Origin of the sequence: Phaeobacter sp. SYSU ZJ3003 (assembly GCF_041300735.1) — a bacterium.
Classification (GTDB): domain Bacteria; phylum Pseudomonadota; class Alphaproteobacteria; order Rhodobacterales; family Rhodobacteraceae; genus Phycobacter; species Phycobacter gallaeciensis_A.
The window spans coordinates 1-13205 of sequence record NZ_PXNU01000084.1 but is presented as its reverse complement, the minus strand read 5'-3'; the positions used below and the strand labels follow the sequence as shown (position 1 = coordinate 13205).

20 protein-coding genes are annotated in these 13205 nt (G+C 57.7%); 3 read left to right on the top strand and 17 right to left on the bottom strand.

Annotation, left to right across the window (positions count from 1 at the left end; all coding sequences use genetic code 11):
• A partial coding sequence (locus C6W91_RS19980; RefSeq protein ID WP_370571465.1) for a sulfotransferase occupies positions 1 to 1221 on the top strand: 1221 nt, incomplete at its 5' end.
• A gap of 108 nt (positions 1222 to 1329) precedes the next feature.
• Here the strand turns inward: C6W91_RS19980 and rpmD are convergent.
• From rpmD to C6W91_RS19920, 12 genes are all read right to left on the bottom strand, one after another.
• The gene (gene rpmD, locus C6W91_RS19975; RefSeq protein WP_065271456.1) at positions 1330 to 1518 is read right to left on the bottom strand and encodes a 50S ribosomal protein L30; all 189 of its coding nucleotides are present in this window, start codon (positions 1516 to 1518) and stop codon (positions 1330 to 1332) included.
• A 12-nt stretch (positions 1519 to 1530) separates the two neighbouring features.
• Entirely contained in the window at positions 1531 to 2100 is a 570-nt protein-coding gene (gene rpsE, locus C6W91_RS19970) for a 30S ribosomal protein S5 (protein WP_065271457.1), read from the bottom strand.
• Positions 2101 to 2223: 123 nt separating this feature from the next.
• A complete protein-coding gene (rplR, locus tag C6W91_RS19965; RefSeq protein WP_065271458.1) occupies positions 2224 to 2583 on the bottom strand; it encodes a 50S ribosomal protein L18 in 360 nt (119 codons plus the stop codon).
• An 11-nt stretch (positions 2584 to 2594) separates the two neighbouring features.
• Positions 2595 to 3128: a 50S ribosomal protein L6 gene (gene rplF, locus C6W91_RS19960; RefSeq protein WP_065271459.1), complete on the bottom strand. Its 534-nt coding sequence runs from the start codon at positions 3126 to 3128 to the stop codon at positions 2595 to 2597.
• A 12-nt stretch (positions 3129 to 3140) separates the two neighbouring features.
• Entirely contained in the window at positions 3141 to 3533 is a 393-nt protein-coding gene (gene rpsH / locus C6W91_RS19955) for a 30S ribosomal protein S8 (protein ID WP_065271460.1), read from the bottom strand.
• 13 nt (positions 3534 to 3546) lie between these two features.
• The gene (gene rpsN / locus C6W91_RS19950) at positions 3547 to 3852 is read right to left on the bottom strand and encodes a 30S ribosomal protein S14 (RefSeq protein ID WP_065271461.1); all 306 of its coding nucleotides are present in this window, start codon (positions 3850 to 3852) and stop codon (positions 3547 to 3549) included.
• Between the two features lie 18 nt (positions 3853 to 3870).
• Positions 3871 to 4434, bottom strand: a complete 564-nt coding sequence (gene rplE, locus C6W91_RS19945) for a 50S ribosomal protein L5 (protein ID WP_065271462.1) — start codon at positions 4432 to 4434, stop codon at positions 3871 to 3873.
• Positions 4427 to 4738, bottom strand: coding sequence for a 50S ribosomal protein L24 (gene rplX / locus C6W91_RS19940; protein WP_065271463.1), 312 nt, complete (start codon positions 4736 to 4738; stop codon positions 4427 to 4429). The genes rplE and rplX overlap by 8 nt, the downstream gene beginning before the upstream one ends.
• Before the next feature lie 2 nt (positions 4739 to 4740).
• Positions 4741 to 5109, bottom strand: coding sequence for a 50S ribosomal protein L14 (rplN, locus tag C6W91_RS19935; RefSeq protein ID WP_005621870.1), 369 nt, complete (start codon positions 5107 to 5109; stop codon positions 4741 to 4743).
• A 100-nt stretch (positions 5110 to 5209) separates the two neighbouring features.
• Complete coding sequence (gene rpsQ, locus C6W91_RS19930; RefSeq protein WP_008555996.1) at positions 5210 to 5440, bottom strand: 30S ribosomal protein S17; 231 nt, start codon at positions 5438 to 5440, stop codon at positions 5210 to 5212.
• A gap of 12 nt (positions 5441 to 5452) precedes the next feature.
• Positions 5453 to 5653 carry a 50S ribosomal protein L29 gene (rpmC, locus tag C6W91_RS19925; RefSeq protein ID WP_065271464.1) on the bottom strand — a complete coding sequence of 67 codons (201 nt, stop codon included), beginning with the start codon at positions 5651 to 5653 and terminating at the stop codon, positions 5453 to 5455.
• 423 nt (positions 5654 to 6076) lie between these two features.
• Positions 6077 to 6697: a TIGR02466 family protein gene (locus tag C6W91_RS19920; RefSeq protein WP_065271465.1), complete on the bottom strand. Its 621-nt coding sequence runs from the start codon at positions 6695 to 6697 to the stop codon at positions 6077 to 6079.
• 256 nt (positions 6698 to 6953) lie between these two features.
• On the opposite strand from C6W91_RS19920, the gene C6W91_RS19915 reads away from it, so the two are divergent.
• Positions 6954 to 9119: a methyl-accepting chemotaxis protein gene (locus C6W91_RS19915; protein WP_274840197.1), complete on the top strand. Its 2166-nt coding sequence runs from the start codon at positions 6954 to 6956 to the stop codon at positions 9117 to 9119.
• A gap of 227 nt (positions 9120 to 9346) precedes the next feature.
• On the opposite strand, the gene rplP is transcribed toward C6W91_RS19915, so the two are convergent.
• The 5 genes from rplP to rplB are packed head-to-tail and all read right to left on the bottom strand — an operon-like array spanning position 9347 to position 11991.
• A complete protein-coding gene (gene rplP, locus C6W91_RS19910; RefSeq protein ID WP_065271467.1) occupies positions 9347 to 9760 on the bottom strand; it encodes a 50S ribosomal protein L16 in 414 nt (137 codons plus the stop codon).
• 12 nt (positions 9761 to 9772) lie between these two features.
• Complete coding sequence (gene rpsC / locus C6W91_RS19905) at positions 9773 to 10483, bottom strand: 30S ribosomal protein S3 (RefSeq protein ID WP_065271468.1); 711 nt, start codon at positions 10481 to 10483, stop codon at positions 9773 to 9775.
• Entirely contained in the window at positions 10483 to 10863 is a 381-nt protein-coding gene (rplV, locus tag C6W91_RS19900; protein ID WP_065271469.1) for a 50S ribosomal protein L22, read from the bottom strand. Before rplV ends, rpsC begins: the two co-directional genes overlap by 1 nt.
• A 3-nt stretch (positions 10864 to 10866) precedes the next feature.
• Positions 10867 to 11145: a 30S ribosomal protein S19 gene (gene rpsS, locus C6W91_RS19895; protein ID WP_065271470.1), complete on the bottom strand. Its 279-nt coding sequence runs from the start codon at positions 11143 to 11145 to the stop codon at positions 10867 to 10869.
• Positions 11146 to 11148: 3 nt separating this feature from the next.
• Complete coding sequence (gene rplB / locus C6W91_RS19890; protein ID WP_065271471.1) at positions 11149 to 11991, bottom strand: 50S ribosomal protein L2; 843 nt, start codon at positions 11989 to 11991, stop codon at positions 11149 to 11151.
• Between the two features lie 368 nt (positions 11992 to 12359).
• On the opposite strand from rplB, the gene C6W91_RS19885 reads away from it, so the two are divergent.
• Positions 12360 to 13169, top strand: coding sequence for a P-loop ATPase, Sll1717 family (locus C6W91_RS19885; RefSeq protein ID WP_370571464.1), 810 nt, complete (start codon positions 12360 to 12362; stop codon positions 13167 to 13169).
• Positions 13170 to 13205: the final 36 nt, after the last annotated feature.

Sequence of the window (13205 nt, the reverse complement as noted above, 5' to 3'; positions counted from 1 at the left end):
TCGCCGAACCCGCGAGGTGGGGAAATTTGCGCCAGCACTTCCGGGGAAATTCAATCCAGCATTTACACCGTTCAGCTCGCGCCCGAGCACATTGGTGCCCGGCTCCGGCTCGGAACCTCATTCATCGAGGCCGGACGGTTCGAAGAGGCCAAAGAACAATTCCGGGCTGTCCTGGCCCTGCAGCCCGCGCAGACACAGGCGTTTGAACAATTGTCGCTGTTGCTCGACAGGGACGAGATGAAAACCCTGGCCGGCCCCGCACAAAAGGCGCTCGGCAAACTCCGCTCAGGCTCGGTCGAAGCTGCCGAACTGCAGTTTGCCTTATCCCGGATCGAAGATGCCATGGGCGACCGGCAGGCCGCCGCCAAGGCGCGCGAGCGTGCAAACGGTATCCTTGCAAAACAATTGCCCTATGACGCAGAGGAGGACACCCGGCAGACTGAGCGCATTCTGGGCCGCTTTCCGGACATTACTCCCTCTCCGACCGACAAACCCGACGGACCATATCCCATCTACGTCCTCGGCCTACCCCGCTCCGGCACCTCGCTGGTCGAGGCAATGCTGAGCCGCCTGCCAAATGTAGAAACGATGGGCGAACGCGCGGCAACCGGGTTTCTGGTTCAGGCCTATGTGAACAGCGACATTCCGTTTGATGCCGAGGCGGCGCGCATCTTTGCCCATAAAGATGCAGTGCGGCTGCCCCCCTGCCCTGACGATACGCGCGCCTATGTCGACAAGATGCCGGAAAACTACCGCTACATCGGGTTTCTCAAAACGGCCTATCCGCATTGCAAGATTGTGCACGTACGGCGTGACCCACGCGACGTGGCCTTATCGATGTGGAAATCGCACTTCACCGGTACAGCCCTGTCCTACACCTACGACCAGACGGCCTTGGCGTGGCGCGTCGGCCTATATGCGCGCCTCATGCATCACTGGCAAACCGTATTCCCGGATCAGATCCTGACGGTCGACTACGAAGACCTTGTTGCAGACCCGGTGGCGGGCAGCCGCGCACTTGCAGATTATTGTGGGCTGGAATGGTTACCGGAAATGGCCGCGCCGGAAGGTAGCAGCGCACCGACCCTAACGATGAGCGCCTCTCAGATCCGCCAGCCGGTACACCAAAGATCCATTGGCGGTTGGCGTGCGCAGGCCGATGAACTGGCTGAATTCCTTGAGGCCCTAGACACGAGCCTCTGGCCGGATCTCGCGGACTGATCTGACGTCTCCGCGCCATTTCACTTTTCGCAAAGCCCAGCAGAGAACGTTCAAACGAAAAACGCCCCCGCAATGCGGAGGCGTTTGTCAGACTATGCCGGGTAAGGCTTAGCCTTTTTCTTCAACGATCTCGACCATGTGCGAAATCTTGTTGATCATGCCACGCACGGCCGGGGTATCTTCCAGCTCGCGGGTTTTATGCATCTTGTTGAGGCCCAGACCGATCAGCGTCTGACGCTGTTTGGCGGGGCGACGGATCGGGGAGCCGATCTGCTTTACAACGATGGTTTTAGCCATGTGTCCGTCTCCTTACGCTTCAGCGGCTTCGGCAGCCGGTGCTTCGTCCCGCTTGGGCAGGATGTCGGCGACCTTTTTGCCACGACGCTGTGCAACGGCACGCGGGCTCTGCTCTTTGGTCAGGCCGTTGATGGTTGCGCGGATCATGTTGTAGGGGTTCTGCGAGCCGATCGACTTGGACACAACGTCCTTGACGCCCAGCATTTCGAACACGGCACGCATCGGACCACCGGCGATGATACCGGTACCTTCCGGAGCGGTGCGCATGACGACCTTGCCAGCACCGTGACGACCATTCATGTCGTGGTGCAGGGTGCGGCCTTCTTTCAGCGGCACACGGATCATCTGACGCTTGGCCTGCTCGGTCGCCTTGCGGATGGCCTCGGGCACTTCTTTCGCCTTACCCTTGCCAAAGCCGACGCGGCCTTTCTGATCGCCTACGACGACGAGCGCGGCAAAGCCGAAGCGCTTACCGCCTTTAACGGTTTTCGACACGCGGTTGATCGCAACCAGGCGATCTGCAAATTCCGGTGTTTCTTCTTCGCGGCGGCCACGGCCACGGCGGTTTTCACGTTCTGCCATGAGGCATTCCTTTCTGACTGGCGCGTCCAACAGGCGGGGCGCCGGTTATCTCAATCCTGGTGAGGGATCCCATGCAGGCTCCCTCCCGGATCATCGGGGCGGCGAAATCGCCGCCCGCAAGTCTTAGATCTTCAGACCACCTTCACGCGCAGCGTCGGCCAGAGCCTTCACCTTGCCGTGGAACAGGAAGCCGCCACGATCGAAATAGGCCTCGGAGACGCCTGCCGCCTTGGCGCGCTCGGCGATAACCGAACCCACTTTGGTGGCTGCTTCGACGTTGTTCTTGCCAACGAAGCCGAGATCTTTTTCCAGGGTCGAGGCCGCTGCCAGGGTCTTGCCCTGCACATCGTCGATCAGCTGAACCGAGATGTTCTTGTTCGAGCGGTGCACGGACAGGCGTACACGGCCTGCGTTGACCTTGCGAAGTTTGTTCCGGACGCGCAGGCGACGCTTCAGAAACAGGGTACGTTTGCTGTTTGCCATTTTGCTTGTCCTTACTTCTTCTTGCCTTCCTTGCGGAAGATAAACTCACCCTTGTAGCGGATGCCTTTGCCTTTGTAGGGCTCGGGACGGCGCCATTCGCGGATTTTCGCCGCGACTTCGCCCACCTGCTGCTGGTCGTTACCTTCCACAACGATTTCGGTCTGCTTCGGTGCGGTAATGGTGATACCTTCCGGAGCAACGAAGTCGACGTCGTGGCTGTAGCCGAGGTTCAGTTTCAGGGTGTTGCCCTGAACCTGCGCCCGGTAACCCACACCCTGGATCTCCAGCTCTTTTTTGAAGCCGGTGGTCACGCCGGTCACGAGGTTCGCGACCATGGTGCGGGACATGCCCCACTGCTGACGGGCACGTTTGGACTTGCCGCGCGGCTCGACCATTACAACGTTGTCGTCAACGGACAGGGTGACGTCGTCGGTGGCGGTGAAGCTACGGGTCCCTTTCGGGCCTTTCACTTCTACGGTCTGGCCGGATACCGAAGCGGAAACGCCGCTGGGCAGTGCGACCGGTTTTTTACCAATACGGGACATCTGTAAGCCTCCTTAGAAGACGGTGCAGAGCACTTCGCCGCCGACGTTGGCTGCGCGTGCGTTTGCGTCCGACATCACACCCTTGGGGGTGGAGACAATCGACACGCCCAGGCCCTGACGGACCGACGGGATGTCATTGACGCCCATGTAAACGCGACGACCGGGTTTGGAGACCCGCTTCAGTTCACGAATGACAGGTTCGCCATCGAAGTATTTCAGGCTGATTTCAATAGCCGGGTGGCCATTTTCACCAGTGGTCTTCTCATAGCCGCGGATGTAGCCCTCGTCCGCCAGCACATCCAGAACCCATGCCCGCAGCTTGGAAGCCGGGGTCAGGACGGTGGATTTACCGCGCAGCTGAGAGTTACGGATACGGGTGAGCATATCGCCGATAGGATCGTTCATAACTGTCTCTCCCTTACCAGCTCGATTTCACCATGCCGGGGATCTGGCCGTTCGAGCCCAGTTCCCGCAGAGCGATACGGCTGATCTTCAGCTTACGATAGTAAGCGTGAGGACGGCCGGTCAGCTGGCAGCGATTGTGCAGACGAGTTGCCGACGAGTTGCGCGGCAGTTTCGCCAGTTTCAGACGCGCTTTGAAACGCTCTTCCATCGGGCGGTTTTCGTCATTCGCGATTTCTTTCAGCTCGGCGCGCTTTGCGGCATATTGTGCCACCAGGCGCTCGCGCTTCTTTTCGCGTTCGATCATGCTTTTCTTAGCCATGTCTCTTCCTTCCCGCGCTTAGCTGTTGAAGGGCATGTTGAAAGCTTTCAACAGCGCCTTTGCTTCCGCGTCGGTTTTCGCGGTGGTGGCAATCACAATGTCCATGCCCCAGGGCTCATCGATCTTATCGAAATCGATTTCCGGGAACACCATGTGCTCTTTCAGGCCCATGGCGTAGTTGCCACGACCGTCGAACGAGTTACCCGATACGCCGCGGAAGTCACGGATACGAGGCATTGCGATGGTGATCAGGCGGTCCAGGAATTCGTACATCCGTTCGCCGCGCAGGGTCACCTTGGCGCCCATCGGCATGCCTTCGCGAACGCGGAAGCCGGCGATGGAGTTCTTGGCCACAGTGGTCAGAGCTTTCTGGCCCGCGATTGCGGTCAGGTCAGCCTGGGCCGACTTGGCTTTCTTGCTGTCTTTGACGGCAGCACGACCACAGCCGATGTTCAGAACGATCTTGTCCAGCTTGGGGATCATCATCTCGTTCTTGTAGCCGAATTCCTCTTTCAGGGCGCCACGGATGGTGTCCTTGTAGAGATCCTTCAGACGCGGGGTGTAGTTAGCGGAATCAAGCATCGATCACGTCCCCCGTGGTCTTGGCAAAACGCACTTTCTTGTCGCCTTCCATGCGGAAGCCAACGCGGGTTGCTTTGCCGTTTGCGTCCAGCAGAGCCAGGTTCGACAGGTCGATCGGCAGTGCCTTGGGCAGGCGGCCGCCCTGTGCAGTCTGGGACTGACGGGTGTGGCGGATCGCCATGTTCACGCCGTCAACAACGGCTTTACCGGCTTTGGGGTCAACGGAGGCGATGGTGCCTTCTTTGCCCTTGTCCTTACCGGCCAGCACGACGACCTTGTCGCCTTTGCGGAGTTTAGCAGCCATGATTACAGCACCTCCGGAGCAAGCGAGATGATTTTCATGAAGTTCTTCGCGCGCAGTTCACGAACAACCGGGCCAAAGATACGGGTACCGACCGGCTCGTTGTTGTTGTTCAGGATAACGGCAGCGTTGCGATCGAAACGGATCGCAGTACCGTCTTCACGGCGGACTTCTTTGGCGGTACGCACGACGACGGCCTTACGGACGTCACCTTTCTTTACGCGACCGCGCGGGATGGCTTCCTTGACCGAGACGACGATGATGTCGCCAACGGATGCGTATTTACGCTTGGAACCACCCAGAACCTTGATGCACTGAACTCGGCGAGCGCCGGAGTTGTCAGCAACATCCAGATTTGTTTGCATCTGGATCATGTGGTTTCTCCCGACCTTTGGGGCAGCGATGCGTGCTGTGATCCCCCAGGGTTTCGACTGTGCTAAAAAGCCTAGTCGCCAGGAGCCTCAGGTGAGGCTCTTAGGCTTCCAGAACTTCCCAGCGTTTCGTTTTCGATTTCGGCGCGCATTCGATGATGCGTACGGTGTCGCCGACCTTGAAAGCGTTCTTTTCATCGTGAGCCCGATACTTCTTGGACTTACGGATGGTTTTCTTCAGAACCGGATGCGTAAAGCGGCGCTCGACGGAAACGGTAACGGTTTGTGCGTTTGCGTCGCTGGTCACAACGCCTTGCAGGATACGTTTGGGCATCTCAGAGGCTCCTTATTCAGCTGCCGCAGCGGCTTTTTCGTTCAGGATGGTTTTAACACGGGCTGCGTTACGGCGCGCGTTGCGCACTGCAGCGGTGTTTTCCAGCTGACCGGTTGCCTGCTGAAAGCGCAGGTTGAAGCTCTCTTTTTTCATGGATGCAAGCAGATCGCGGAGTTCATCCACGGTCTTTTCGCGCAGATCATTGGCGTTCATCGCCTTTGTTCCTTTTCCTTGGCACCAGAGGGCCCCTTTTGATGGGTCACCCTTACGTCTGGTGGGTTATGTAGCCCGCGCCCGAAGAGTTCAGGGCACAGAAAATGGATCACCGCGACTCATCACTGAGCGCGGTGATGGGTTCATATAGGAGAGTTGGTGGTTGGGGGCAAGGGAAAGATGCAGCTTGAGCCAAACGGGCGGCAGAGAACCACACAAGTCTATGCGCACAACTCAGCACGCCGTTTAAAGTCAGCCTGGAACGGGCTGACTACCCGGGCGCGCCCGACCGTCCCGACAGGGAGGCGCTTCACGCCCGCCCAGGGTCAGGCACTGCACTGATGTTGCGCAAATCCCAAGCAAGCAATGGGCTCCGCCCGTTCGCGCCTGAAGTGATCCCCCGGATCATTTCCAAGACGGCGCTCACTCCCACTTGTAGTTAAAACTCACCGAAATCCGCTCTTCTTCGGCCATATTCAGCGGCACCTCGTGGCGGATGAAACTTTCCCAAAGCAGCACATCGCCCACCTTGGGAGACTGATAGACGAATGTCTTCAGCTCCTGACGGCAGTCCTTGCGGCGCGGCGGGTGGGCCATCATCATCGCGTGGCGCGGGTCTTCCAGCTTTAGGGCGCTAGCGCCTTCGGGCATCGACACATATGTGGTGCCGGAGATTACCGAATGCGGGTGGATATGGCTGGCGTGTGTACCGCCCTCGGGCAGGATGTTGATCCAGAGATCCTCCAGCACAAGCGCACGATCATCCAGATCCAGTTCCAGGTCCTCGGCAAAAGCCGCCACATGGGCATCCAGCGATTTCACCAGATCGGCGAAGATCGGGAACCGCCAGGGCAGATCCGTCAGCGAGGCATAGGAGGTATAGCCGGGATAGCCGTTCTCCTCGCACCAGTCCTGCCCGGCTTCATCATCACCGGCGATGACAAGGCAAGAGTTTTCAAGTTCGCCTGCGTCGATGCTCGGTCCGTGTTCGGACAAAGCGGCGCGGTAGAGACGGGTAACGAAAAGAGAGTCGATCTGTGCCATAGCTGCCTTTTATCCTCGCCCGGCGCACTTTTGCGAGTCCCAATTGGCTGCACCCCGCGCAATGGAACCCACTCCGGACAACGTCCGCCACATCGGGACATATATCGGCACGGCCAGCCATGACACTCTGGCAACCCTGCCATGCCCAGACCGCCACTGGGGCGCAACACAATATTAGCGCGGCACTGCTACCCTGACCCAGTATGACCTGAGTTCCGGTTGTCACCTAGCATCCCTATCTACCGAGTGCCCCACTATGAAGTTCAAAGTATCCATCAATCTCGCCATCCTGTCGATCATCGTGCTGGCCGCCGGCATCATGTTCACCCTGGCGGGCATTTCTCTTTATACCCATCAGGTTCGCGACGACATGCAAGTCCGGGCCGCGCAGATCGAAGCGGTCGACATGTCTCTTGTCGATCTGGAGCAGCAGTTTCTTTCGGCCCGCCGTGCTGAAAAGGATTTCCTACTGCGCAAGGACGAAAAGTACACTAAGCGCCATGCCGCGATCATGGACCAACTGGCGTCGACCTTTGACGGCCTGAAGCAAAATATCTCGCAGGTTCCCGAGCTGCGGTTTACTGCTGTCACGCTGCCTGAACTGGAAACCGCGATCGCCGCTTATGGGGCAGCCTTTCTAAGTCTCACGGACAGCAACCGGCGCCTGGGGCTTGATGAAAACGACGGACTGCAAGGCAATCTGCGGACTGCGGTGAAGAACGTCGAGACCGAGTTGCAGGGCCTCGAACAGCCCGAGATGCAGGTCAAGATGCTGATGATGCGCCGACACGAGAAGGACTTCATCATGCGCAAGGATCCGAAATACCTGGATCGGTTGAATGCACGTGTCGAGGAGTTCCACGCCTTTCCCGAAAGCTATTACGCGGATCGCGCGCAGTTTCAGTTGATATCGGATCTGATGGACACCTATCAGACGTCTTTTGCGGCCTATGTTGATGAGACCCTGAAAGAACAGGATCTCCGGAAACAGATGTCAGAGACCTATGCAGCTGCAGAACCTTTGGTCGAAGCCCTGCACAAAGAGTCCCGTATCGTCATGAGTCAGATCCTTGCCGACACTGCCGCGATCAGCGAACAGGCCGCCAGTAACTCGACCCGCGCAGGTCTGGGCGGCGCAGCTGTCTTCATTGTGCTCGCGCTGCTTCTGGCCCGCGGGATTTCCCGGCCCCTGAAACGCACTGACAGGGTTCTGAAAAAGATGCGGGAAAACGATTTCACCCCTGCACTGCCCGTGACCCCTATCCGAGAAATCTCGGCAATCGCCGAGGCGGTTGGTGACTTCCGCAAGGACGAAGAGATCAAGCACCGGATGACCAAGGACATCGCCCGCGTCATCGACGCCTGCGCCGAAGGTGACTTTTCCAAACGGGTCGATACCGCTGGTAGCAGCGGCATGTTCGCAGAACTGGGTAACGGAGTGAACGCCATTGGCACCGTCGCCGAAAAAGGATTGAAGGACGTTCAAGAGGTGATCGGCGGTCTTGCAACCGGTGACTTGAACCAGGCGATGCAACCGGGGCAAAAGGGCGTGTTCCGGGAAATCTCTGATGCGATTGACCACCTGACCAACAGCCTTGATGGCATGATCCGGCAACTGACCGGCAGCAGTGAAATGCTGAACAACACCGCCAACGAGATTTCATCCGCCATGAACGATGCCTCGCGGCGCGGCGAAACCTCAGCCGCCGCGCTTGAAGAAACCGCCGCAGCGCTGCAGACCGTCAGCGACACGGTGCGTGACACGGCCTCCAGCGCGCAGGACGCCAAATCTCTGGTCGACAATGCGCAGAACAATGCAGAGGGCACCCGCTCGATCGCTGAGCAGACCGTCACGGCCATGCAACGGATCAAGGACTCCTCGGATGCGATTTCCAAGATCACCGACATGATCGACGATGTCGCCTTCCAGACCAACCTGCTGGCGCTGAACGCCGGGGTCGAGGCCGCCCGCGCCGGAGAAGCTGGACGCGGCTTTGCCGTGGTTGCCTCTGAAGTCCGCGCGCTGGCACAACGCTCATCGGATGCCGCTCAGGAAATCAACAACCTGATCAACACCAGCAGGGGCGAGGTCACCGTCGGCGTGAAACTGGTTGATGAGACTGGCGAGTCCCTTGCAAAGATCGTGCAGACCATCATCCAGGTCGTGGAGCGCATGAATACGATTGCCGACAATACGGTGGAACAGTCCAACGGGCTGACTGAAGTCAATGTCGCTGTCGACTCGCTCGACAAAGACTCCCAAAAAAGTGCGGCCATGCTGGAGCAAACATCCGCTGCGGGTCAGCTGTTGCAACAGGAGGCACACCGCCTGTTCGAGGCGATCTCGGGCTTCCGCCTGAAAGGCAGCCCCGCGCACCATGGTTCTGCCCCTGCCGCTGCGGAAAACGACTGGGCCGCATAGACCGGGAGCTCCGGCGTGCCGCCCCTGGACTGACGCCCGCCCGCAAAACGATGGCCCGCTCTGCACTCCGCCGAGCGGGCCATTTAATGCCTTCCCGACACTACGCAGCCCCCACGCCATACTGCCGTTCGCCCCAGGAAGGCAGACGGATTTTCCGGGAGTAACCACAAAGAAAAACCCCCGCCAATTTCTCGGCGGGGGTTTCTGATTTTCCAAAGAACCTGGGCTTACCAGTCTTCGCGAACCACGACGCGGGTCTTGATCGGCAGCTTCATCGCAGCAAGGCGCAGAGCCTCGCGGGCGATGTCGTCATTGACGCCATCGATTTCGAACATCACGCGACCGGGCTTCACTTTGCATGCCCAGTAGTCGACGGAACCTTTACCTTTACCCATACGAACTTCGACGGGCTTGGAGGTCACCGGGGTATCCGGGAAGATCCGGATCCAGACACGACCCTGACGTTTCATGTGACGGGTCATGGCACGACGTGCAGCTTCGATCTGACGGGCGGTTACGCGCTCGGGCTGCAGAGCCTTGAGACCGTAGGTGCCGAAGTTCAGGTCAGAACCACCTTTGGCGAGACCGGAAATCCGGCCTTTGTGCATTTTGCGGAATTTCGTACGCTTTGGTTGAAGCATCTCATCCCCTCCTTAGCGACGACCGCCACCAGCACCACGGGGTGCAGGGCCGTCCTGGATTTCCTGAGACTTACGATCACGCGCCTGCGGGTCATGCTCCATGATCTCGCCTTTGAAGATCCAGACCTTGATCCCGATGATCCCGTAGGGGGTCATGGCTTCGGAGTGAGCGTAATCGATGTCGGCGCGCAGGGTGTGCAGCGGCACACGACCTTCACGGTACCATTCGGTACGAGCGATTTCAGCACCACCCAGACGACCCGCGACGTTCACCCGGATACCCAGGGCGCCCATGCGCATTGCGTTCTGAACGGCACGCTTCATCGCGCGACGGAAGGACACACGACGTTCCAGCTGCTGAGCGATGGACTCGCCAACCAGCTGTGCGTCCAGCTCGGGCTTGCGCACTTCAACGATGTTGAGGTGCAGTTCCGAGTCGGTCATCGCTGCCAGCTTCTTGCGCAGAACCTCGATATCGGCGCCTTTTTTGCCGATGATCACGCCCGGACGCGCGGTGTGAATGGTCACACGGCACTTCTTGTGGGGGCGTTCGATGATCACGCGGGCCACACCGGCCTGCTTGCACTCTGCCTTGATGAACTCACGCAGTTTCAGATCTTCCAGCAGAAGATCACCGTAGTCCTTGGTGTCGGCGTACCAACGGCTGTCCCAGGTGCGGTTCACCTGCAGGCGCATGCCGACCGGATTGACTTTATGTCCCATTAGGCTTGCTCCTCAACTTGACGCACCTTGATGGTGATCTCAGCGAACGGCTTCAGGATCTTGCCGAAACGACCACGGGCCCGCGGGCGACCGCGTTTCATGGTCATGTTCTTGCCAACCCATGCCTCGGCGACGATCAGTTCATCGACGTCCAGGTTGTGGTTGTTTTCGGCGTTCGCAATGGCGGACTGAAGGCATTTCTTCACGTCCTGTGCGATCCGTTTGTTCGAGAAAGTGAGGTCGGTCAGAGCCTTGTCCACTTTCTTGCCACGGATCATCTGAGCCACCAGGTTCAGTTTCTGCGGGCTGGTCCGAAGCATGCGGGTTTTCGCCATTGCTTCGTTGTCGGCCACGCGGCGGGGATTTTGTACCTTGCCCATGACTTACTTCCGCTTCGCTTTCTTGTCCGCAGCATGACCATAATAGGTCCGGGTCGGCGAATACTCACCGAACTTCTGACCGATCATGTCTTCCGAGACGTTGACAGGGATGTGTTTCTTGCCGTTGTACACACCAAACGTCAGACCCACGAACTGGGGCAGAATGGTGGAACGACGCGACCAGATCTTGATCACTTCATTGCGGCCCGATTCACGCGCAGCTTCGGCTTTCTTAAGCACATAGCTGTCGACGAAAGGACCTTTCCATACAGAGCGAGACATAGATTAACGTCCCTTCTTCTTGGCGTGACGCGAGCGGATGATCAGCTTTTGCGACGCTTTGTTTTTGTTGCGGGTGCGCTTACCCTTGGTCGGCTTACCCCACGGGGTCACCGGGTGACGACCACCCGAAGTCCGGCCTTCACCACCACCGTGCGGGTGGTCGATCGGGTTCATAACGACACCACGGACCGAGGGACGCTTGCCCTTGTGGCGCATACGGCCAGCTTTACCGTAGTTCTGGTTGCTGTTGTCAGGGTTGCTGACGGCACCAACGGTGGCCATGCATTCCTGACGGACCATGCGCAGTTCGCCCGAGGACAGGCGGATCTGAGCGTAGCCACCATCACGACCAACGAACTGAGCGTAAGTACCGGCTGCACGGGCGATCTGGCCGCCTTTGCCGGGCTTCATTTCGATGTTGTGAACGATGGTACCGATCGGCATGCCCGAGAACGGCATTGCGTTGCCCGGCTTGATGTCTGCCTTCGCGGAGGCGATGACCTTGTCACCCACTGCCAGACGCTGCGGAGCGAGGATATAGGCCTGCTCGCCGTCTTCGTACTTCACCAGTGCGATGAAGGCAGTACGGTTGGGGTCATATTCAATGCGCTCGACGGTCGCGGCGACATCAAATTTATTCCGTTTGAAGTCAACGATCCGGTAAAGACGCTTTGCGCCACCACCACGGCGGCGAGAAGTGATCCGTCCGGTGTTGTTCCGGCCGCCCGATTTGGTCAGACCCTCAGTGAGAGATTTGACCGGACGCCCTTTCCAAAGCTCCGAACGGTCGATCAGAACCAGCCCACGCTGGCCCGGCGTCGTCGGTTTATACGACTTAAGTGCCATGCTTTCTGTCTTCCGTTTAGCGTGCAGTGCCTTAGGTTCTTGTCTTTGGCACCGCTATGTTAAAGCCCCCTGACGTGCCGCGTGCGGCGGTTCAGGTGACCGATGTAGAGGGCCCCGAAGGTCCCAGGTTCGTCAGCATCCCGACAAAAGTAACAGCCCCGGACGAATCCGAGGCCTTCAGGATTGGAGCCATGTAGCAGCGTGCGCTCAAAGAGGCAAGCGATACTCTCAGTCCACTTTAGCCTTTTAACGTCTGGCCCTTTGGATATTCCAGCCCCCACCCCGCAACCGCTCAGAAACACCTTGGAGTTGAGCGGCGACTGTGGAATTCTAATAAGCATTCAGCCACCCACCGTCAAATGAGCAACATGAGCAATAAGATAATTTTTTCACCGGAATCCAGCATCGGAAACGTGTCTGCGGAAACAGATGATGAATTCCTCTTCAAGTGCTTCGTCGACCATCCTGCACTTGCATCCATTAGGGACATGGGGAATGCAAAAATGTTCCTGCTCGGCAGTACTGGTGTCGGCAAGACCGCCTTCCTCCGTATGATCGAAAAGAATGAAAATGCGAAATTTCTTGAGCTGCAAGAACTCTCGATGAGTTACCTCTCCAACAGTGATACGATACAGTTCTTGAGAAAGATTGACGTTGATATTTCTTTTTTTCTTCAGGCGTTATGGCGCCATGTGATCTGCATTGAACTAATAAAAATGGCTACCAATATTGAAGGCCAAAGTGATGCAAAGGGTTTCCTCTCAAAACTATTCAACCGTGGACAGGAAGATGCGACGCGAAAATTTTTCCTAGACTTCGTTGAGAAAAATCAAGGTAACTTTTGGAATACCATCGATGAAACCGTGATTGAAGTTGCGAACAGACTTGAAAAAGACATCAACGCAGAGTTTGGTGTCGAAATTCAAAAAGCTTCCGCACGGGCCGGATATTCGCGGGGGCTAAGCGAAGAAAAGAAAACTCAATTTCAGCAAAGAGCAAAGAAATTTGTCAACCCGTCGCTCCTCGCTGAGTTATCTAAAGTCATCAACGGACTTTCCCAATACCTTTCGGAAAGACCTGACAAATACTACATTCTGATTGATGGACTTGATGAACACTGGATAGAACCAGAAATCAAGAACACGATCGGTCGTGTCTCGGAGTTGGTGGAAATTTGAAGGCGGCGTAATCTCCGGGTGAACATCCACCCACCC